Annotated in this window: 17 protein-coding genes; 8 read left to right on the top strand and 9 right to left on the bottom strand. The window is 64.3% G+C overall.

The window, feature by feature from the left end; all coding sequences use genetic code 11:
* Positions 1–106: 106 nt before the first annotated feature.
* Entirely contained in the window at positions 107–910 is an 804-nt protein-coding gene (gene rpsB / locus JY451_12670) for a 30S ribosomal protein S2 (GenBank protein ID QZH74510.1), read from the bottom strand.
* 191 nt (positions 911–1,101) lie between these two features.
* Here rpsB and JY451_12665 point away from each other — a divergent pair, with 191 nt between their 5' ends.
* Positions 1,102–1,482 (top strand): hypothetical protein, encoded by a 381-nt coding sequence (locus JY451_12665; GenBank protein QZH74509.1) that lies wholly within the window; start codon positions 1,102–1,104, stop codon positions 1,480–1,482.
* On the opposite strand, the gene JY451_12660 is transcribed toward JY451_12665, so the two are convergent.
* From JY451_12660 to JY451_12650, 3 genes are all read right to left on the bottom strand, one after another.
* Entirely contained in the window at positions 1,385–2,203 is an 819-nt protein-coding gene (locus tag JY451_12660) for a phosphatidylcholine/phosphatidylserine synthase (protein QZH76719.1), read from the bottom strand. The genes JY451_12665 and JY451_12660 overlap by 98 nt on opposite strands.
* A 137-nt stretch (positions 2,204–2,340) precedes the next feature.
* Positions 2,341–3,093: a phosphatidylserine decarboxylase gene (locus JY451_12655; protein QZH74508.1), complete on the bottom strand. Its 753-nt coding sequence runs from the start codon at positions 3,091–3,093 to the stop codon at positions 2,341–2,343.
* A gap of 61 nt (positions 3,094–3,154) precedes the next feature.
* On the bottom strand, positions 3,155–4,558 hold the full coding sequence (locus JY451_12650; protein QZH74507.1) for a DUF2083 domain-containing protein: 1,404 nt from the start codon (positions 4,556–4,558) through the stop codon (positions 3,155–3,157).
* 130 nt (positions 4,559–4,688) lie between these two features.
* Between JY451_12650 and JY451_12645 the strand changes: the two genes are divergently transcribed.
* The 4 genes from JY451_12645 to acs are packed head-to-tail and all read left to right on the top strand — an operon-like array spanning position 4,689 to position 10,584.
* Positions 4,689–6,284 (top strand): isocitrate lyase, encoded by a 1,596-nt coding sequence (locus JY451_12645; protein QZH74506.1) that lies wholly within the window; start codon positions 4,689–4,691, stop codon positions 6,282–6,284.
* A 30-nt stretch (positions 6,285–6,314) separates the two neighbouring features.
* Positions 6,315–6,470, top strand: a complete 156-nt coding sequence (locus JY451_12640; protein ID QZH74505.1) for a hypothetical protein — start codon at positions 6,315–6,317, stop codon at positions 6,468–6,470.
* Complete coding sequence (locus JY451_12635) at positions 6,467–8,611, top strand: malate synthase G (protein QZH74504.1); 2,145 nt, start codon at positions 6,467–6,469, stop codon at positions 8,609–8,611. Before JY451_12640 ends, JY451_12635 begins: the two co-directional genes overlap by 4 nt.
* A gap of 41 nt (positions 8,612–8,652) precedes the next feature.
* Positions 8,653–10,584, top strand: a complete 1,932-nt coding sequence (acs, locus tag JY451_12630; GenBank protein ID QZH74503.1) for an acetate--CoA ligase — start codon at positions 8,653–8,655, stop codon at positions 10,582–10,584.
* 97 nt (positions 10,585–10,681) lie between these two features.
* On the opposite strand, the gene JY451_12625 is transcribed toward acs, so the two are convergent.
* Together JY451_12625 and JY451_12620 are read right to left on the bottom strand one after the other, a co-directional pair.
* Positions 10,682–12,457, bottom strand: a complete 1,776-nt coding sequence (locus JY451_12625; protein ID QZH74502.1) for a cation acetate symporter — start codon at positions 12,455–12,457, stop codon at positions 10,682–10,684.
* Positions 12,457–12,735, bottom strand: coding sequence for a DUF4212 domain-containing protein (locus JY451_12620; protein ID QZH74501.1), 279 nt, complete (start codon positions 12,733–12,735; stop codon positions 12,457–12,459). Before JY451_12620 ends, JY451_12625 begins: the two co-directional genes overlap by 1 nt.
* Before the next feature lie 154 nt (positions 12,736–12,889).
* Here JY451_12620 and JY451_12615 point away from each other — a divergent pair, with 154 nt between their 5' ends.
* Both JY451_12615 and JY451_12610 read left to right on the top strand, forming a co-directional pair.
* Positions 12,890–14,131, top strand: a complete 1,242-nt coding sequence (locus JY451_12615) for a hypothetical protein (GenBank protein QZH74500.1) — start codon at positions 12,890–12,892, stop codon at positions 14,129–14,131.
* A gap of 6 nt (positions 14,132–14,137) precedes the next feature.
* Positions 14,138–14,416 carry a hypothetical protein gene (locus JY451_12610; GenBank protein QZH74499.1) on the top strand — a complete coding sequence of 93 codons (279 nt, stop codon included), beginning with the start codon at positions 14,138–14,140 and terminating at the stop codon, positions 14,414–14,416.
* Between the two features lie 65 nt (positions 14,417–14,481).
* Here the strand turns inward: JY451_12610 and JY451_12605 are convergent, their stop codons facing one another.
* Positions 14,482–15,690 (bottom strand): pre-peptidase C-terminal domain-containing protein, encoded by a 1,209-nt coding sequence (locus tag JY451_12605; protein ID QZH74498.1) that lies wholly within the window; start codon positions 15,688–15,690, stop codon positions 14,482–14,484.
* A gap of 106 nt (positions 15,691–15,796) precedes the next feature.
* Positions 15,797–16,597 carry a LysR family transcriptional regulator gene (locus JY451_12600; protein ID QZH74497.1) on the bottom strand — a complete coding sequence of 267 codons (801 nt, stop codon included), beginning with the start codon at positions 16,595–16,597 and terminating at the stop codon, positions 15,797–15,799.
* 115 nt (positions 16,598–16,712) lie between these two features.
* On the opposite strand from JY451_12600, the gene JY451_12595 reads away from it, so the two are divergent.
* Positions 16,713–19,319, top strand: a complete 2,607-nt coding sequence (locus JY451_12595) for a carboxypeptidase (protein QZH74496.1) — start codon at positions 16,713–16,715, stop codon at positions 19,317–19,319.
* Positions 19,320–19,553: 234 nt separating this feature from the next.
* On the opposite strand, the gene apaG is transcribed toward JY451_12595, so the two are convergent.
* Entirely contained in the window at positions 19,554–19,952 is a 399-nt protein-coding gene (apaG, locus tag JY451_12590) for a Co2+/Mg2+ efflux protein ApaG (protein QZH76718.1), read from the bottom strand.
* Between the last annotated feature and the right edge of the window lies 1 nt (position 19,953).

Here is a 19,953-nt window from a genome sequence, read left to right as displayed (position 1 = left end):
AATAATGGAACGGCGCCGGTCCACCTCTATCTTCCGGGGGAGGATGGACCGGCGCCTTGATCGCAATGTGTGACACGCGGGCGACAAATGCCCGCGCGGGGGGAAATCAGGCGGTAGCGCCAGCTTCCTCGGTAGTCGGGGCTTCCGCAGCGGGAGCTTCCTCGGCCAGCACTTCGGCGGGCGGCGCTTCCATCGCACCCACGTCGGCACCCGAATCGACCACACCTTCGCCACGGCCGCTCATGGCGGCCTGGGCAACGGCATCGCAATAGAGGCGCACGGCACGCGCCGCGTCGTCATTGCCGGGGATCGGGAAGGAAATGCCTTCGGGATTCACGTTGGTGTCGAGGATCGCCACCACCGGAATGCCGAGCACGTTGGCTTCCTTGATCGCCAGGTCTTCCTTGTTCGCGTCGATCACGAACATCACCGCAGGAATGCCGCCCATGTCGCGGATGCCGCCGAGCGAAAGCTCCAGCTTGTCCTTCTTGCGGGTCAGGTTCAGAATTTCCTTCTTGGTGAGGCCGCTGGCCCCGCCCGAAAGCTGCTCTTCGAGGTTCTTCAACTCGCGGATCGAGCCCGAGATCGTCTTCCAGTTGGTAAGCATGCCGCCCAGCCAGCGGTGGTTGACGAAGTGCTGGCCGCACTGGCGCGCAGCCTGGGCGATCGGCTCCTGCGCCTGGCGCTTGGTGCCGACAAAGAGCACCTTGCCACCGGCACGCACGGTCGACTGGATGAAATCCAGCGCGCGGGCGAACAGCGGGACGGTCTGCGAGAGATCGATGATGTGGACACCGTTGCGGTCGCCGAAAATGTACGGCTTCATGCGCGGGTTCCAGCGGTGGGTTTGGTGGCCGAAGTGTGCGCCGGCCTCGATCAATTGCTGCATCGTGACGGTGGGAGCCGCCATAGGGAATTCCTTTCCGGTTATGCCTCTGGATAACGGGGAACCGACAACGGCCTGCGAGAGGCCGAAAGCGGCACCGGTATGTGTGCCATCCATGTGGATTTGCTGGGAGCGCAACTTGCAGACGATCCGCAAGAGCCTTCCGGCGGGCGCGCCTTAGCGGCAGGGAGCGGCGAAATCCAGTGGAAAGATGGATGAAGGCGATGTCCGGCTATATCAACGAGAACATTGGCGGAACAAATGGCTTGACCGATTGGAACATTAATGGAACAAAAGCCTCGCAAGGCGCGATTCGGGAACGTCCCGCCGCTTTCGTGAATTTATCCAGAGGCTTTACAGCCAGTCACAAGGATCAGGCCATGCTGTTGTCGGTCGCCATTTCACTGTTCTTCGGTCTGGTTGCCGCGCTGTCGCTGGCATCCTGCCGCATGTCGCTGTCGCAGGCACTACGGCACTATCGCAGCATCCGCGCCGAACTCAGGGAACTGGATCGTGCCCTTGCAACGGGCGGGCGGCCAGCGCGCCTTCCACTTCGTCAACCGCGAGAGGCGCTCGCCCTGGCCCTGACGGCGTAGCCGCAGCAGCACGCCGCGCGGATTTTACCTTGCCGTAGCGAACAATGCTGAGCGGCATCAGCGCCAAGTAGATCACGCAGATCGCCACCAGCGTCCACCACGGTTCGGTCAGAAGGGCCGCCACGGTCAATCCGGCAAGCGCGATCGCAGGGATCCGAAAGTCGCTCGAAGGACGGATCGACTTCCAGCTCATGGTGGCCAGATTCGAGATCATCAGCACCGCGATCACCACGGTCCACAATGCAATCAGCAACGGTTCGCGCAGCCACCCGATTTCGCCATCGCTCGCCAGCCAGCCGTACATCGGCAGGAATGCCAGTCCGGCAGCCACGGGGGCGGGAATACCGGTGAGAAAACCGGCAGACTTGTGCGGCTGCTCCTCGACGTCGATCTGGGCATTGAACCGAGCCAGCCGCAAAGCGCAGCAGATGGCAAAGCCGAGCGCCGCAAACCAACCAAGCCGGGGCAAATCCTGCAAGGACCACAGGAACAGCACCAGCGCCGGGGCCATGCCAAAGCTCAAGCTATCTGCCAGACTGTCCAGTTCGGCCCCGAACCGCGATTGCGCCTTCAGCAGCCGGGCAATGCGCCCGTCGATCCCGTCAAGCAGCCCTGCCAGCAGGATCGCGAACAGGCATTTCTCCCAGTCGCCCTCGATAGCAAACCGGATGCCCGTCAGGCCCGAACACAACGCCGCCGCGGTGATCGCATTGGGCACCATCGCCCGCAGCGACAGGCCCTTGCCGCCCTTCGATTTGGTCACCCGCTCGTGTTCGCTGGCCTTGGGGCCCAGCCATGCCGGCCCGGGCGTGGCGGTCGCCTCGTCGTCAAAATAGTCTTCACCGGGTCGTTCGGAACTCACTGTGTCACACCCTCCAGCAGGCCCTGCGCGCCCAGCTCGGCCAGCACCGTTTCGCCTGCGATAACTCTTTGCCCCAGCAGCACCTTGGGTTCCGTTCCCGCCGGAAGATAGACGTCCACCCGGCTGCCAAACCGGATCAGCCCGACCCGCTGGCCCGCCGCCACCGTGTCCCCCGGCTTGATGAAGGGAACGATTCGCCGCGCGACCAGCCCGGCGATCTGGGTAAACCCTATCCGCGCGCCGTCCGCGCGCTCGACCAGCACATGCTGGCGCTCGTTCTCTTCGCTGGCCTTGTCGAGATCGGCATTCATGAAAGCGCCGGGGATATAGACGATCCGCTTCACCGTGCCTGCCACCGGCGAACGATTGATATGGACATCGAACACCGACATGAAGATCGAAACCCGCGTCAGCGGTTCGGTTCCCAGACCCTGCGATCCGTCAACATAGGTGCCCTGCAATTCGAGCGGAGGCGATACTCGCGCGATCAGCGACACCAGCCCATCTGCGGGGGATACCACCAGCCGGTCTCCCTGCGGCACCACCCGTTCCGGATCGCGGAAGAAAGCGAACACACCTGCCGACAGCAGGAGCAACGGCCAGCCGACAATTTCCCAATCGAGCAGCAGCAGGAAAACCAGCGCCAGGACGACAGCGATAATCCCGAACTTGCGCCCTTCGGCGTGAATCGGGGGAAGGCCCCACTCCGCATCGCCGCGCCCGCGATTGTCTCTCAAATCTCCAGCCATCTGTTCCGTCTAGGGCGTGTAACACGCGGTCACAACCCATGAAGCGCTCTCGCCAGATCGGCTATTCCATCGAAAAATCGAACGGCACCCCGCTTTCGCGGAACCGCACGGGGACGATTTCGCGCCCCATCGGTGGGGCGGAACGAGCCACGCAGCGCGGGCGATGACAGAGGCGACAGGTCACCCCGATCGGTGTCGGCGCGGTGCCGGAAAGGAGATCGCCATAGGCCAGCTTGCCCAGATGCGCGGTCGAACAGGCAATCGCCACCGAGCGGGTGACACTTGGCACGCCAAAGGCCCCGCCCCCACCCCGCACCGTGCGGGCGATGGACACATAGGTCTCGCCATCGGGCAGTTCGATCAGCTGCGCCTCCACCGTGTGCGGCCTGTCGAACACCGTGTGGACATTCCAAAGCGGACAGCCGCCCCCGTGTCGCGCGAAGGGGAAGCCTGCCCCGTCCAATCGTTTGGAAACATTGCCCGCACGGTCCACTCGCAGGAAGAAGAATGGGACGCCTTCTTCTCCCGGCCGCTGCAGGGTGGTGAGCCGATGCGCTGCCTGTTCGAAGCTGACGGCGAAACGCGAACATAGCGCCTCGACATCGTAGCGCATCTCCGCCGCCGCGCGCGCGAAGGTGCGGTAGGGCATCAGCAGCGCCGCCGCCCAATATGATTGCAATGCCCGCCGCACGAGCCGCTTGCCGTCCTCGCTGGTCAGGCGGCTTTCCGCCACCAGCGCGGCAATCGGCGCTTCCTGTTCGAGGATGGCGATCTGCAGCGCAGCCTGGAACCGTCGCCCCGCCTGGTCGATCCGCTCGGAGATATAGACCCGGCGGCGGTGATAATCGTGCCAGCGCAGTGCCCCGCGCAGCAGGCCGTCGTCGGTCAGCCGGAGGTCCAGCCCGTGGTGTTCGGCCAGATGATCGCGCATCGCCGCGAACGAATCGAGCTTGCGGGCGAGCGCGGCGGCGCTGTCGTCAAGCTCGGGGAAGCAGTTGCGGCGGGCGGCGAGAAAGGCGCGGGCTTCGCCAACCGGGTCACTCGGCGCCGTTGCGTCAGGAGAAGCCGCGCCATCGCCGCGGCGTTCGGCCAGCGCCAGTTGCTCCTCGCCGAAGGCGGTATGCAGCCGAAGCAGGGCCTCCGCAAAGCCGGGATAGCTGGTGGCGATATCGGACACATCGAGCGGTTCGATGGCAATATCGGCAAAGATCGGATCGCGCAGCGCGCCCTGTAATCGGGCGGTGGTCTCGTCCGCTCCGTCATCGGCCAGCGCGCCCACATCGATGCGGTAAGTGCTGGCGAGCTTGATCAGCATCTCGGCCGTGACCGGGCGCTGGTTGCGCTCCATTAGCGCGATGTAGCTGGGCGAGATATCCATATCCGCCGCCATGTTCGCCTGCGTCAGGCCAAGATCCCGGCGCAGTTTCTTGAGCCGGGGGCCGAGGTAGAGGGTCTTCGCGGCCATTCTGGCGATCTCCGTGGGAGCGTTACACCTATACAAGCATATCTTGTAAAGTTTGACAAGTTGACACCAGAACGCACGACTTCGGGCGAAAATCGGCGCAGCAAGGCTACAGCAACCCATTGGAGCAGCCATGACCTATTTCGCCGAAATCCACCGCCAGACCGGCATCAAGCACCGCGAAGGCGGTACGTGGCAGGGGATCGACCCTGAATTCGCAGCGCGCCTGCGCCTCCAGAACCGCTTCCAGACCGGGCTCGATATTGCCCGCTACACCGCAAAGATCATGCGCAACGATATGGCCGCCTACGATCGCGATCCTGCGGCCTACACCCAGTCGCTGGGCTGCTGGCACGGCTTCATCGGCCAGCAGAAGATGATCGCGATCAAGAAGCACTTCGGCACCACCAAGGGCAAGTACCTCTACCTGTCCGGCTGGATGATCGCCGCGCTGCGCAGCGAATTCGGTCCGCTGCCCGATCAGTCGATGCACGAAAAGACCAGCGTTCCGGCGCTGATCGAGGAACTGTACACCTTCCTGCGCCAGGCCGATGCGCGCGAACTGGGCGGCCTTTTCCGCGAACTCGACAAGGCGCGCGAAGCCGGAGACGAAGCTGCCGCCGCCCGCGCGCAACAGGCCATCGACGGACATGAGACCCACGTCGTCCCGATCATCGCCGACATCGACGCAGGCTTCGGCAATGCCGAGGCAACTTACCTGCTCGCCCGCAAGATGATCGAGGCCGGAGCCTGCGCGATCCAGATCGAGAACCAGGTCTCGGACGAAAAGCAGTGCGGCCATCAGGACGGCAAGGTGACCGTGCCGCACGAGGACTTCCTGCAGAAGATCCGCGCGGTCCGCTACGCCTTCCTCGAACTCGGCGTGCCCGATGGCGTGATCGTCGCGCGCACCGATTCGCTCGGCGCGGGGCTGACCAAGCAGATCGCCTACAGCCGCGAACCCGGCGATCTGGGCGATCAATACAACGCCTTCCTCGATTGCGAGGAAGTGGACATGGCGGCTGTGGGCAGCGGAGAGGTGCTGATCAGCCGCGAGGGCAGGCTGATGCGACCCCGTCGCCTGCCCTCGAACCTGTTTCAGTTCCGTGCTGGCAGCGGTGAGGACCGTTGTGTGCTCGATTGCATCACTTCGCTGCAGAACGGCGCGGACCTGCTGTGGATCGAGACCGAGAAGCCCCATATCGAGCAGATCGCCGGAATGGTCGACCGCATCCGCGAAGTCGTGCCCAATGCCAAGCTGGTGTACAACAATTCGCCGAGCTTCAACTGGACCCTGAACTTCCGCCAGCAAGTCTATGACAAGTGGTCGGAAGAGGGCCGCGATATGAGCGAATTCGAGCGCGACCGGCTGATGAGCCAGCACTACGACGACAGCGAACTGGCAAAGGAGGCCGACGAACGCATCCGCACTTTCCAGGCCGACAGCGCGAAGCGGGCGGGAATCTTCCACCACCTGATCACCCTGCCCACCTATCACACGGCAGCCCTGAGCACCGACAACCTCGCCAAGCGCTATTTCGGCGAAGAAGGAATGCTCGGCTACGTCAAGCAGGTCCAGCGCGAGGAAATCCGCCAGGGCATCGCCTGCGTCCGGCACCAGAACATGTCCGGATCCGACATCGGTGACGATCACAAGGAAGCCTTCGCCGGGGAAGCCGCACTCAAAGCCGACGGCGTGCATAACACGATGAACCAGTTCGCCGCGTAACCTGTTCAAATCAAGAGAGGAGTAATCGACATGACTCAACCCGCACTCGCCCGCCCGGTGTTCTCGACCGAGGACTTCGGCCTGATCCGCAACGCCCTCGCCACTGCCATCAAGGCGGGCGAGGACAACGCCGAAACCCGTAAGCTGGTGAACCTGCACCACCGCTTGGGACGGTTCGCGCGATGACCCTGCAGGCCTCGGCAGAACTCGATCGCCCGGTATCGGGTTGCGAGGCCTATTGCCTCCGCTCCTACCTGCGCGTTGATCGGGAACTGGTCGCCTTCATCGAGGACGAGGTGCTGCCAAGTACCGGGATCGCGGCGGACCGTTTCTGGCAGGGCCTTGTTTCCATCGCTGCGGAATTTGCCCCACGCAACCGCGCGTTGCTGGAAAAGCGCGAACACTTGCAGGCGCAGATCGACGACTGGCACCGGCAAAATCCGCAGGCGAAATCGGGCGCGCCGGAGAGTTTTCTGCGCGAAATCGGCTACCTGGTGCCAGAACCTTCGCCGTTCTTTATTGCCACCGATAGCGTGGATGCCGAGATCGCACGCACTGCCGGGCCGCAGCTTGTGGTGCCGGTGCTCAACGCGCGGTTCCTGCTCAACGCGATCAATGCCCGCTGGGGCAGTCTTTACGATGCGCTTTACGGCACCGATGCGTTGGATGGCTCGCCGCCCCCCGCCGGGCCCTACGATGCAGAACGCGGCGCGCGGGTCGTCGCTTGGGCGAAGGCATTTCTCGATGAAGCGGTGCCGCTGACGCAGGGGCGCTGGGCGGACTGGACCGGCGGCACTCCGACGCTCGCCGACCCGAAGCAGTTCGTATGCAGGACAGGCCAGAACTACCTGCTGAAAAACAATGGTCTGCATATCGAAATTGTCATCGATCCGCAGCACCCCATCGGCCAGACAGATTCCGCCCACGTGGCCGACATCCGGCTCGAAGCGGCGCTTTCCACCATTGTCGATCTGGAGGACTCGGTCGCCGCCGTTGATGCGGCGGACAAGGTTGCCGCCTATCGAAACTGGCTCGGAGCAATGCGCGGCGATCTTTCAGCGCAGTTCAGCAAGGGCGGCAAGACCGTCACCCGCAAGGCCAGTCCGGATCGCAAATACATCGACAGTGAATGCCATCCCCAGACCCTGCGCGCGCGCAGCCTGCTGCTGGTGCGCAATGTCGGCCACCTGATGACCACGCCTGCCGTGCTGCTGCCGGATGGCAGCGAGATGCCCGAAGGTATTTTGGACGCCGCGATAACCACCGCGATCGCACTCCACGATCAAGGTCGCAACAGCCGCACCGGCGCAATCTATATCGTCAAGCCGAAGATGCACGGGCCGGAAGAATGCTCTTTTTCCAATGACCTCTTCGATGCGGTTGAAGACCTGCTCGAACTCCCGCGCCACACCATCAAGATCGGCGTGATGGACGAGGAGCGCCGCACCAGCGCCAATCTCGCCGCCTGCATCCATGCCGTGCAGGACCGCATTTTCTTCATCAACACCGGCTTCCTCGACCGGACCGGCGATGAAATCCACACCTCGATGCTGGCCGGGCCGATGCTGCGCAAGGCGGGGATCAAGACAGCCGAGTGGATCGCCGCCTACGAGGATCGCAACGTCCAGATCGGGCTCGCCTGCGGATTTGCGGGCCGCGCGCAGATCGGCAAGGGCATGTGGGCCGCGCCGGACCGGATGGCGGCGATGCTGGCCGAGAAGGCGGGCCATCCCGCCAGCGGGGCCAGCACCGCCTGGGTCCCCTCGCCCACCGCCGCCGTACTCCACGCCACGCATTACCATCGCTGCAACGTCGCCCGGCGCCAGCGCGAACGGGCGGAAGAAAAGCTGATCCCGCTCGGCAAGCTGCTCACCGTGCCGCTGGCCGAGCAACCGCGCTGGACCGACGCCGAGATCACCGAGGAACTGCACAACAATGTGCAGGGTATCCTTGGCTATATGGTCCGTTGGATCGATCAGGGTGTCGGCTGCTCCAAGGTTCCCGACATTCACGATTTCGGGCTGATGGAGGATCGCGCCACGCTGCGGATTTCGAGCCAGCATGTCGCCAACTGGCTCAGGCATGGCATTGTCGACCAGTCGGCGGTGGAGGCGGCGCTGCACGCCATGGCGGCCAAGGTGGATGCGCAGAACGCAGGCGATCCGGCTTACCGCCCGATGATGGCAAACCCGCGCAGCTCGATTGCGCTGGCCGCCGCGCGCGAATTGATCGTCGAAGGGGCTAGTCAGCCTTCGGGCTATACCGAGCCGGTTCTGCACCGCGCGCGGGCCAAGGCAAAACTGGGGGCAAGGGCTCGGGCGGCCTGACCCCTCTTGCCCGCCGCGCGCCAAGGGTTAGGGTGCGCGGCATGAGCGATATCGTCCCCCACCCCGCGCCTCCCGCCGATACCCATTGCACGCCGGAACAGTACGAAACGCTGTATCGCCGCTCGGTGGAAGACCCCGATGGTTTCTGGCTGGAGCAGGCCGAACGGCTCGACTGGTACAATAGGCCCACGAGGGGCGGCGAATGGTCGTTCGATCCGGTGGAGATCACATGGTTCGCCGATGGCACGCTGAACCTGTGCCACAACGCGATTGATCGGCACCTGCCCGAACTTGCGGACCACACCGCATTCATCTTCGAACCCGACGATCCCGCCAGCCTTTCGCAAACCATCACTTATGCCGAACTGCACCGGCAAGTCGTGCGCATGTCCAATGCGCTCAAGGCGCTCGGCGCGGGCAAGGGCGACCGGGTCACCATATATATGCCGATGGTGGTCGAAGGCGCGGTGGCGATGCTCGCTTGCGCACGGATCGGGGCGATCCATTCGGTGGTGTTCGGCGGCTTCTCGCCCGAAAGTATCGCCGGGCGGATCGAGGCCTGCGACAGCCGCTTCGTCATCACTGCCGACGAGGGGCTGCGCGGCACCAAGAGCATACCGCTCAAGGCCAATGTCGACGCCGCGCTGGCCGAACCCGATCACCACACCCCGGTCGATGGCGTGCTGGTGATCCGCCACACCGGCGCAGACATTCCGATGGTCGAAGGGCGCGATCACTGGCTGGACGATCTCGCCAGCGACGATCCCTGTCCCTGCGAAGTGATGAATGCGGAAGACCCGTTGTTCATCCTCTACACCTCGGGCTCCACCGGCAAGCCAAAGGGCGTGCTCCACACCACCGGCGGCTATGCGCTGTGGGCGGCGGCGAGCTTCCACTACACTTTCGATTACCGACCCGGCGAAGTGTTCTGGTGCAGCGCCGATATCGGCTGGGTCACCGGGCACACCTATGTCACCTACGGCCCGCTGCTGAACGGCGGGACCAGCCTGATCTTCGAAGGCGTGCCCAACTATCCCGATCACGGGCGTTTCTGGCAGGTGATCGCCAAGCACAAGGTCAACATTTTCTACACCGCCCCCACCGCAATCCGCGCGCTGATGCGCGAAGGCGATGGCTGGGTAACGGCGCACGACCGCTCAAGCCTGCGCCTGCTGGGCACCGTGGGGGAACCGATCAATCCAGAGGCCTGGCGCTGGTATCATGACGTCGTCGGCGACGGGCGCCATCCGGTGGTCGACACCTGGTGGCAGACCGAAACCGGCGGCCACATGATCACCACCTTCCCCTACGCGCACGACATGAAGCCGGGCAGCGCGGGCAAGCCGTTCTTCGGAGTACAGCCGCTGCTGGTGGATGGCGAGGGGAACGAGCTCCATGGCGCTACCGAGGGCAACCTGTGCATCTCCGCCAGTTGGCCCGGACAGGCGCGCACCGTCTACGGCGATCACGCCCGCTTCCATGAGGCCTATTTCAGCACTTTCCCCGGCCGTTACTTCACCGGAGACGGGTGCCGCCGCGATGCGGACGGCTATTACTGGATCACCGGGCGAGTGGACGACGTGATCAACGTCTCGGGCCACCGCATGGGCACCGCCGAAGTAGAAAGCGCGCTGGTGCTGCATCCAAAGGTGTCGGAGGCAGCGGTGGTCGGCTATCCGCACGATATCAAGGGACAGGGCATCTATTGCTACGTCACGCTGATGGAAGGTGAGGCGGCGTCGGACGAACTGGCTGCTGAGCTCAGGCAATGGGTGCGCAAAGAAATCGGCCCGATCGCCACGCCCGATCACCTGCAATTCACCGACGGCCTGCCCAAGACCCGCAGCGGCAAGATCATGCGGCGGATCCTGCGCAAGATCGCCGAAAACGACTTTGGCGCGTTGGGGGATACTTCGACCCTGGCCGATCCTTCGCTGGTGGATGCGCTGGTTGAGGGACGGCAGAATCGTTAGGAAACCAAAGCTCGTCACCCTGGACTTGATCCGGGGTCCCGCTTCATCGGCAAAAGCAGCGGGACCCCGGCTCGGAGGCCGGGGTGACGAAAGGTGGCTAATGCATATGCGGCACTTCCGCCCCGCGCGGCACGCGGATTTTCTCCACCAGTCGGCCGATTTCGGCCGGCGGGCCCTTGGTCAGCAATGACACGCCGATAGCGAGCGCGAAGTTCACCAGCATCCCGATCACCCCGATCCCTTCGGGCGAAATGTCCAGCAGCCAGTTCTCCGCCACGTTCGCCTCCGGATTCACCAGCTTGAACCAGGCGATGTAGCTGAGCGTGAACGCCAGCCCGCCGAGCATCCCCGCAATCGCGCCTTCGCGGTTCATCCGCTTCGAGAAAATCCCCATCACGATGGCCGGGAACAGGCTTGCCGCAGCAATGCCGAAGGCGAAGGCCACTACCTGCGCCACCCAGCCGGGCGGGTAGATTCCGAGATAGCCTGCAACGAGAATCGCGGCAGTGGCCGCAAGCCGCGCCGCGCGCAACTCGCCCTTCTCGGTGATGTCGGGGCGAAACGTCTTCTTGAGCAGGTCGTGGCTGACACTGGAGGAGATCACCAGCAGCAGTCCCGCTGCCGTGGAGAGCGCCGCTGCCAGCCCGCCCGCCGCCACCAGCGCGATCACCCAGCCGGGCAGCTGCGCAATCTCCGGATTGGCGAGCACCATGATGTCGTTATCGACATAGACCTCGTTCTCGGTGTCGGTAGCGGGATTGCTCAGCAGCCTCTCGCCCGATGGCCCCGTCTCGCCTTCGGTGAACACCGGTGCTCCTTCAAACGCGGCACCGGGCCGGTATTGCATCGCCCCGTCGCCATCCTTGTCGCGCCATGCGAGCAGGTCGTTGGCTTCCCAATTGCCGAACCATGCCGGAGCTTCGGCGTATTCCGTCTCGTTCACCGTCTCGACGAAATTGAGCCGCGCAAACGCCCCCACCGGCCCCGCCGTGGTATAAAGCAAAGCGATGAACAGCAGCGCCCAGCCCGCCGATTTACGCGCGTCGCTCGCCTTGGGCACGGTGAAGAAGCGCACGATCACATGCGGCAGCCCAGCCGTGCCGACCATCAGCGCCAGCGTGATGCAGAACACGTCGATGGTGGACTTGCTGCCCGCTGTATAAGCCGCAAAGCCAAGGTCTTGCAGCACCAGATCGAGCTTTTGCAGCACGTAGAGCCCGCTGCCGTCCGCTACCTCTGACCCCAGCCCCAGTTGCGGCACCGGATTGCCCGTCACCATGAAGCTGATGAAGAAGGCGGGCACCAGATAGGCGAAGATCAGCACGCAGTACTGCGCCACCTGCGTGTAGGTGATGCCCTTCATCCCGCCCATCACGGCGTAGACGAACACGATCGCCATGCCGAAGACCACGCCCAGATCCACCGGCACATCGAGGAAACGCGAGAACACGATGCCCACGCCGCGCATCTGCCCGGCGATATAGGTGAAGCTGATGATGACGAGGCACAGCACCGCCACCACCCGCGCCACCTTGCTGTAATAGCGGGTGCCGATGAAATCGGGCACGGTGAACTCGCCGAACTTGCGCAGGTATGGTGCCAGCAGCAGCGCCAGCAGCACGTAGCCGCCGGTCCATCCCATCAGGTAGACGCTGCCGTCATAGCCCGCGAAGGCGATAATCCCGGCCATCGAGAGGAAACTCGCCGCACTCATCCAGTCGGCTGCGGTGGCCATGCCGTTGACCATCGGGCTGACCCCGCCGCCTGCGACGTAGAATTCCGCCGTGGAACCTGCCCGGCTCCAGACAGCGATCCCGATGTAGAGCGCAAAACTGACGCCGACGAACAGGTAAATGAGTGTCTGCGTGCTCATCAGTCGTTCAGATCGAAGCGGCGTTCGATCCTCCGCATGGCCACCGAGTAGATCACGATCAGGGCGAGGAAAATGTAGATCGAACCCTGCTGCGCGAACCAGAAGCCGAGCGGGTAGCCGCCGAGGCTCCACTGGTCGAGCCAGTCGCGGAGGATGATGCCGGCGCCGAAACTCGCTGCGAACCAGATCGCCAGCAGTAGGCCCAGCAGCTTGAGATTGGCGCGCCAATAGGCAGCGGCGTGCGCTTCCGCATCGGTCTCGATCGGCGATTCGTCCATCCGGCCCCTCCTCTGGTGCTCGCCAAGATTGCGCTACCAATCAGGCAATTGGCAATGACTTAGTGGCGTTAAGCCGTGGACAGCCAAACGGAGGATTGAGCCTTCGGGCAGAATCACCTACAACCGGACAAAATCAATTTGGGAGACCCGTCCGATGATCCGCCGCCCCCTGAGCCACACAATGCGAATGCTTGCCACAGCCTTGGCCGCCACCACCGCGCTGGCGCTCGCTGCCCCGGCCCTCGCCCAGCCGCGCCCGGTCGATCTCACCGAATTGCCTCCCGTCCCCACCGACTACGAGCCGGAGCGGCTGCCGTGGGGCGATTATGATTTCACCGGCACCTGGCCGATCGAGCGGATCAACGAAGGCCGCATCCTGTTCCAGCGCCCCGCTGCCTATGGCGACCGGTTCTGGGTGAATGACGAGGAATTCCAGCGCCGGGTCGATGCCGCCAACGGCAACGATGGCCGCTTCACCCAGGCGAACGAGGAAGGCATCGGCGCTTCGGGGACCGAGGGGCTCGCCGAGTGGTTCCAGAGCAACGACTTCGGCAAGCGCACCTCGATGCTCGTTTCCCCCGCTGACGGCCAGCTTCCCGCGCTCACCCCGCAGGCTATGGAGCTTTTCCGCGCCGGACGTTCGGGCTGGGTTCCCGGACAAGGCTATGACTGGGTGGACGATTTCGACAGCTGGGATCGCTGCGTCTCGCGCGGCTTCCCCGCCTCGATGTACCCGTTCCGCTACAACAACGGCATTCGCGTGTTCCAGTCCCCCGGCTATGTCACCATCGTGCTGGAAATGCTCGGAAACCGGGTGGTGAAGCTCTACGACAATGCGGAGGAAGCGCGCGCCGCCACCTGGGCGCCCAATGTCGAGGCGTGGATGGGCAATTCGCGCGGCTGGTGGGAAGGCCGCACGCTGGTGATCGAGACGACCAACATCGTCTCCGGCGATGCCGCGACCGAAGATGTCGCCCGCCGCTCCGCCAGCCCGCTCAACATGGCGACGCAGTTCACCGGCACGCTGGACGTGCCCGCCTTCAACACCGTGCCGATGAGTGCGCAGGCCTCGACGGTGGAACGGCTGACCATGACCGACGCCAACACGATCATGCACGAGCTGACCTACTCGGACCCGGAGGTCTACACCCAGCCGTGGACCACGCGCATCGCCTGGACCCGGGACGACAGCTACCAGTTCTTCGAATATGCCTGCCACGAAGGCAACTACATGCCGCGCGACTACATCAGCGCCAGCCGGGCGCAGCAGGAGCGGATCGCGCGCGGCGAGGAAGAGGCAGTGACGGCGGAGAATGACGACCGCAGCCGCTTTGCCCGCCCGTTCGACTGGGATCCCGGCACCGGCCCTCGTCCCGGCCCGCCGCCAGTGGGGTGAGGCGCCGTGGAGGTAACCACGCTATACCTCATCTGGTACGAGATTGGGAATGGCGAGGCGCTCAAGTTGAATTTCGATGGCGATGCGCATCCCGTGGCGGACTCGCTGTGGCTGGTGCGCTCGCCATTGTCGCGGTCCCGGCTATATCATGCGATCAAGCGGCAATTGCCGGTCGATACCGCGTTGCTGGTGGCGCCCTTGGACGATGATCCGGACGGCTGGCCCAAGTTCAAGGGCGGAGCACCGGGCGCGCTCGCCTGGCTCAGGAAGCACCCGCCTGATTAGCCTTATGCAAAAAAGGGGCGAGGTTTCCCCCGCCCCTTTGCGTCACTCACAGTCCGCCGGGACGATCAGTAGGCCGCTTCTGCGGCATAATCATAGCCTTCGGCACGCGCTTCCATGCCTTCCGTGATTTCCAGGGTATAGGCGCCGCCTGAACCGCCAAATCCCTGCACGCGGATGCGCAGCATATCGAGCAGGCCGGGCTGATCGGCAATCAGGCCCAGATCGACGGGCAGCATTGAATTGAGCGAGCCGGATCCGTCATCGTCGCTCATCGTTACGGCAAAGCCCAGCGGCGTATCGAAGCCGAGTTCGATGAAAGGGTCGATTTCCCCGCCGAAATCGGGATCGCCGCCTTCCATCGCGTTCATGCGGATCGTCACTTCGCCGTTGCCGCGACGGATCGCCGCCTTGGCCGCGTCGCTCAGCTGATACAGGATGCTCGACGGCATCACCGTGCCGGTGAGATAGGGCGCCGCCAATTCGCCGGTGGCAGGATCGCCGATGCCGATTACCTGCAAGGGCAATTGCGCCATAGCTTCGCGACGCTCGCGAATTCGCAGCGTATAGTCGCCGGTGCTCTCACCGTAACCCTGCGCTGCAATGGTATAGGTGCCCGCTTCGTCGAACACATGCGTAATTAGCGAATTGAGGCCGTTGCCGCCGTCGTCGTCGAAAGCGATGGTCTCGCCACGAGCATCCTGCAGTTCGAGATAGGGATCGAGCGAACCTTCGGACAACAGCGCTACCTGAATCATGTCCCCGGCATTCGCGCGGAAGGTGAACAGGTGCGGTTCACCGTTGAACGACCCGGTTTCGCGCGCGCCGTAGGTGACAGCGCGGGTCTGCGGAGCAGTGAAAGCGCTCGTCGAAAGCCGCAGGTCGAAGCTGCCGCCGTAGGTTTCGCCCGCTTCCACCCAGGTGGCATCGAAGCTGTCGACCGAAATCACGATCCGGCGGCCTTCCTCGCCGCGAATGCGCACGCGCGAATTGAGTTCGCCGCCGCTGTCGTCATCCTCGGCAATCACGTCGCCAGTGGCAGCATCAGTGACGGTGACAATCGGATCGAGATCGGACGTTGAAATCACGTCGATCTGCATGATCGAAGCAGCGGGCACGGTGACTTCGTAAGTTACCGCCTCGCCCTGCACGTTGCCCTGGAACACCCGCACGTCGCTTTCCGCCGCATCGAGGTTGACCTGCGCCATTGCCGTAGCAGGCATCATGATCATTGCCGCGCCGATAAGCAGTGCGGTCTTGGTGATTCCGAATCGCATGTAAGTCCCCCTTGTTGATCTGTTGCCCCGATACCTACCCACGGTATCACGCCGTTTCTAGCGTATCATTTCTGAATCGTTGCCGGATGCCCCGTTCACCTCCCGGTTAACCAGTGACCGGCCCGGTGAGAAATTCCACCAGCGCGCGCACCTTTTTCTGCCGCCATTGCGGGCGCGGGGCGAGCAGCCAGTAGGCGCGGCGGCAATCTTCCGGCTCCCCCAGTGTGACCAGCCGCCCGTCCGAAAGCGCTTCCTCGACCAGCGGCAACGGCAGCCACGCCCTTCCGATTCCGGCAATTGCGGAGCTGAGCACCTGCCCGGCATTGCCGACGGTCAGGACCGCACGCGCGCCTTCCGGAGGTTCATAGGTAGGCCAACTGATCCAACCCTCCGGAGCGTCAGGCGCAGCCACGCAAACCCTGCACCCGCCGGTCAGCATCGCGCCTTCCAGCTCGCCCGGGCCTTCGACCAGCCGGATCGCCAGATCGAGATTGGCTTCGGTAAAGTCCGCCTCCTCGTCTGCGGTCAATTGTATGGTTATATCCGGATAGGCCTGTCGAAAGGCTGCCAGCCGGGGCGCGAGCCATTGCGCGTAGAATTCGCGCGGCGCGGCGATGGCGTAATTGCTGCTCGCCTGTCCTGCCTGCATCGCCTGCACGCTATCCTCGAAGTTCAGGAAGCCCTGCCGCAGCGAGTCGAGCCCCGCCCCTGCCTCTTCGGTCAGTTCCAGCCCTTTGGAAGTGCGGCGGAACAACACCACGCCGAGCACATCTTCCAGTGCCCGGATCTGCTGGCCGACAGCGGCAGGCGTCACCGCCAGCTCGTCCGCCGCGCGGGTAAAGCTGAGGTGCCGCGCGGCGGCATCGAACACGCGCAGGGCGTTGAGGGGCAAATGGGTGCGTTTCATTCTATCGATCCTGTGTGCTTGCCAATATGGGGCGCTGCACGGCACCGCAAGCGGCTTGACCGCAAGGGGCGCGCCGCACACACAGGCAGCCAGTTGAATTCCTCCGGAGTTGTAGATGATCCGCACCCTGCTCGCCGCCACTTTCGCGCTGGCCGCGCTGCTTGCCGCACCCGCCCAGGCGCAGAGTATGCTGGAGGGCACGTTCGATCCGGCGATCCCGACGCTGGAGCAGGTGGCAGGCCATCGTTCGGGCGAGCAGATCACCCGTCCCGAAGTGGTGGTCGATTACCTCGAAGCACTCGCCGAAGCTGCGCCCGAGCGGGTTCGCCTCGTGCGCTACGCCACCAGCTGGGAAGGCCGCCCGCTCTATTTCGCCGTGCTCTCCAGCGCCGCCAACATGGCGCGCATCGATGCGATCCGGGCGGACGCGCAACGAATCGGCAACGGCGGCGCGCCGGGGCCGGACTCCGTGCCGGTGACCTGGCTCAGCTACGGCGTGCACGGGGATGAAATCAGTTCGACGGACGCAGCGCTGGTGCTGGCCTACCACCTGCTCGCTTCCGAGGGCGATCCGCTGGTGGACATGATCCTGGCCGAAAGCGTGGTCATCATCGATCCCTCGCAGAACCCGGACGGGCGCGCGCGCTTCACTAACAGTTTCTACGCGCAATTGGGCATCGAGGCATCGGGCAGCCGTTACAGCGCCGGGCCGGACCAGCCTTGGCCGGGCGGGCGGTTCAACCACTACCTGTTCGATCTCAACCGCGACTGGTTCGCCATGACCCAGCCCGAAACACGCGGCAAGGTGGCGGCAGTGCGCGAATGGCAACCAGTGGTGTTCGTCGATGCGCATGAAATGGGCGGGGATGAAACCTATTTCTTCCCCCCGAGCGCTGACCCGTTCAACCCCTACATCACTGCCGAGCAACGCGCCAGGCAGGGGCTGCTTGGCCGCAACAACGGAGCCTGGCTCGATCGGCTGGGGGTGCCCTATTTCACCCGTGAAATATTCGACGCCTTCTATCCGGGTTACGGCGATACCTGGCCGATGCTCAATGGCGCGGTGGCGATGACTTTCGAACAGAGCTCCGCACGCGGGCTGGTGTGGGAACGCAATGACGGCGACGTGCTTACCTACAGCGAAGGCGTGCGCAACCACTTCGTTACCACGCTGGCTACAGCGGAGACGGTAGCGCGCAACGCGGACATGTTCCTGAACGACTACGCCGAATACCGCCGCACGACCGCCGCCGGGGCCGTGGGCAACGGGGCCTATGTGATCGACCTCGCGCAGCGTCGCTGGAATGCCGAGGCGCTGGGACAGCGGCTGGTCGCGCAGGGCGTGGCCGTGGGCCGGGTGGCAGGACCGGTCTCGGCCTGCGGTCGCTCCTATCCCGAAGGCTACCTCTCGGTGTCGATGCGCCAGCCGACCGCACGGCTGATCCGCAGCCTGCTCGATGAGGATGTCGCGCTGCCCGCCGATTTCATCGCCGGACAGGAAGCGCGCCGCGCAAGCGACCTGCCGCACGAGATTTACGACACCACGGCCTGGTCGGTCGGACAGATGAGCGGGCTGGATGTGGCGCAATGCGCTTCGGCTGCTGCCGGAAGTGCGCTGGCAGCAGACGCGCCCATGCCCGATCGCGCCGAGCAGGCCGGGACCTTTGGCATTGCCGTGCCCTGGACCGACAGCGGGCAAGTGCGGCTTGTGGCGCTCGCCCTTCGCGAAGGCCTGCGCGGGCGCACCACCGATACCGCCTTTAGCGCCGGTGGTGAAGATTTCCCGCGCGGCACGGTGGTGTTCACCAATGCCGACAACGGCGGCATGCTCGACCGGCTGGTGGAACTGGCGCGCGAAATCGGCGCGGAAACCCGCCCGCTCGCTTCGGGCTGGGTCGACAGCGGACCGAACCTTGGCTCGGACAGCTTCCGCCTGCTCAGCGAACCGCGCATCGCCATGCTATGGGACGGCCGGATTTCGCCGCTCTCTGCCGGGGCTACCCGTTACGTGATCGAACAGCGCTTCGGCCTGCCCGTTGCGCCGATCCGGGCGGCGACGCTTGCGCGCGCGGACCTTGGCGATTTTGACGTTCTGATTGCGCCGGACAGCTTCGGTATAGGAGAAGCCGAACGCGGCGCGATTGCCCGGTTCGTCCAAGCTGGCGGGGTGTTGGTGAGCTACGGCGACTCGCTTGCAGCCTTCACCACCGGCGACAATGCGCTGTTCGCCACCCGGCGCGAAACGGTGTTGGGCGGCGAGCCTGACGAAGACGGGGATGGGGACGGCGATACCGCGCCCGGTACAGCCATCACCGACGAGGGAGAGTACCGCGAGGCCATCCTCGACGGATCGCGCCAGCCCGATACCCTGCCCGGTGCGCTGCTCAATACCGTGGTGGATGGCGAGAACTTCCTTGCCGCCGGGTACGACGGTGCTCCGCCAACGGTGTTTGCCGATGGCTCGCTGATCCTAACACCGCTGACGCTGACGGATGGTGTCAATGTCGTCCGCTACGCTGCCGCCGCCGATCTGGTTGCGGCAGGCTATGTGTGGGAGGAGAACCGCCGCCAGATGGCGTTCAAGCCTTACATGATCGCGCAGCCCAACGGTCGCGGCCTGGCCATCGGTTTTGCCCACGACCCGGCAGTGCGGGGGTATCTCGACGGGTTGGACCTGTTGCTGGCCAACGCTGTCATCGTCGCGCCGAGCAGGGTGAGGTAGGTTTTCCCCGGCCCGCCCGTCCGGGCGTGCCATCCTCGGTGCTATTCCCTCCGCTTCGCTACGGGGCACCTGCGGACGCGCGTTCGCGCTTGCGGTCGCAAGAGCGACCGGGAACTCTGGCCATGGAACGGGCCAAAGGCACGCAAGGGCGAATGCCCGCCTGGACCGGCCCCGAAGCGCAGCGAAGGGAACAGCCGGGAGGACGAAGCCGCGGACGCGGCTTCATGAAGAGAATCACACCTGCTCCGCCGGAGCAGCAAGAGGAAAATACGGGATCGCAACTTCGAACAGTGTCCCGTCGGCATGGGCGAAGGTGTAACGGCCTTCCATCGCGCCCATATTGGTATTGAGCTCGCAGCCGGAAACGTAATCGTGAGTCTGGCCGGGTTCGAGCGCCGGCGTTTCACCCACCACGCCTTCGCCGTCGACCACGTTCACCATCCCGTTCGAATCGGTGATGCGCCAGTGACGGGTCCGCAATTGCACCCGATCGTCCCGTCCGTTCTCGATGCGGATGTGATAGACCCAGAACCAGCGCCCCGCCCCGATCCGCGATTGTTCGGGCATGAAGTTGACCGCAACACGGACGGTGATGCCGTCAGTCACTGCGACGTGCTGGAACAGGGAAGCGATT

The organism is Erythrobacter sp. (assembly GCA_019739335.1).
Taxonomy (GTDB): Bacteria; Pseudomonadota; Alphaproteobacteria; order Sphingomonadales; family Sphingomonadaceae; genus Alteraurantiacibacter.
This window is presented reverse-complemented; position numbering and strand designations above follow the sequence as displayed.

What these genes read in the sequence shown, in the direction of transcription:
- JY451_12645 (QZH74506.1), top strand. Translation starts at nt 4,689, where the DNA reads ATGACCTATTTCGCCGAAATCCACCGCCAGACCGGCATCAAGCACCGC.
- JY451_12635 (QZH74504.1), top strand. Translation starts at nt 6,467, where the DNA reads ATGACCCTGCAGGCCTCGGCAGAACTCGATCGCCCGGTATCGGGTTGC.
- JY451_12595 (QZH74496.1), top strand. Translation starts at nt 16,713, where the DNA reads ATGATCCGCACCCTGCTCGCCGCCACTTTCGCGCTGGCCGCGCTGCTT.
- JY451_12655 (QZH74508.1), bottom strand. Translation starts at nt 3,093, where the DNA reads ATGGCTGGAGATTTGAGAGACAATCGCGGGCGCGGCGATGCGGAGTGG.
- JY451_12615 (QZH74500.1), top strand. Translation starts at nt 12,890, where the DNA reads ATGATCCGCCGCCCCCTGAGCCACACAATGCGAATGCTTGCCACAGCC.
- JY451_12620 (QZH74501.1), bottom strand. Translation starts at nt 12,735, where the DNA reads ATGGACGAATCGCCGATCGAGACCGATGCGGAAGCGCACGCCGCTGCC.
- JY451_12665 (QZH74509.1), top strand. Translation starts at nt 1,102, where the DNA reads ATGAAGGCGATGTCCGGCTATATCAACGAGAACATTGGCGGAACAAAT.
- rpsB (QZH74510.1), bottom strand. Translation starts at nt 910, where the DNA reads ATGGCGGCTCCCACCGTCACGATGCAGCAATTGATCGAGGCCGGCGCA.
- JY451_12600 (QZH74497.1), bottom strand. Translation starts at nt 16,597, where the DNA reads ATGAAACGCACCCATTTGCCCCTCAACGCCCTGCGCGTGTTCGATGCC.
- JY451_12625 (QZH74502.1), bottom strand. Translation starts at nt 12,457, where the DNA reads ATGAGCACGCAGACACTCATTTACCTGTTCGTCGGCGTCAGTTTTGCG.
- JY451_12640 (QZH74505.1), top strand. Translation starts at nt 6,315, where the DNA reads ATGACTCAACCCGCACTCGCCCGCCCGGTGTTCTCGACCGAGGACTTC.
- acs (QZH74503.1), top strand. Translation starts at nt 8,653, where the DNA reads ATGAGCGATATCGTCCCCCACCCCGCGCCTCCCGCCGATACCCATTGC.
- JY451_12660 (QZH76719.1), bottom strand. Translation starts at nt 2,203, where the DNA reads ATGGTGCCCAATGCGATCACCGCGGCGGCGTTGTGTTCGGGCCTGACG.
- JY451_12650 (QZH74507.1), bottom strand. Translation starts at nt 4,558, where the DNA reads ATGGCCGCGAAGACCCTCTACCTCGGCCCCCGGCTCAAGAAACTGCGC.
- JY451_12605 (QZH74498.1), bottom strand. Translation starts at nt 15,690, where the DNA reads ATGCGATTCGGAATCACCAAGACCGCACTGCTTATCGGCGCGGCAATG.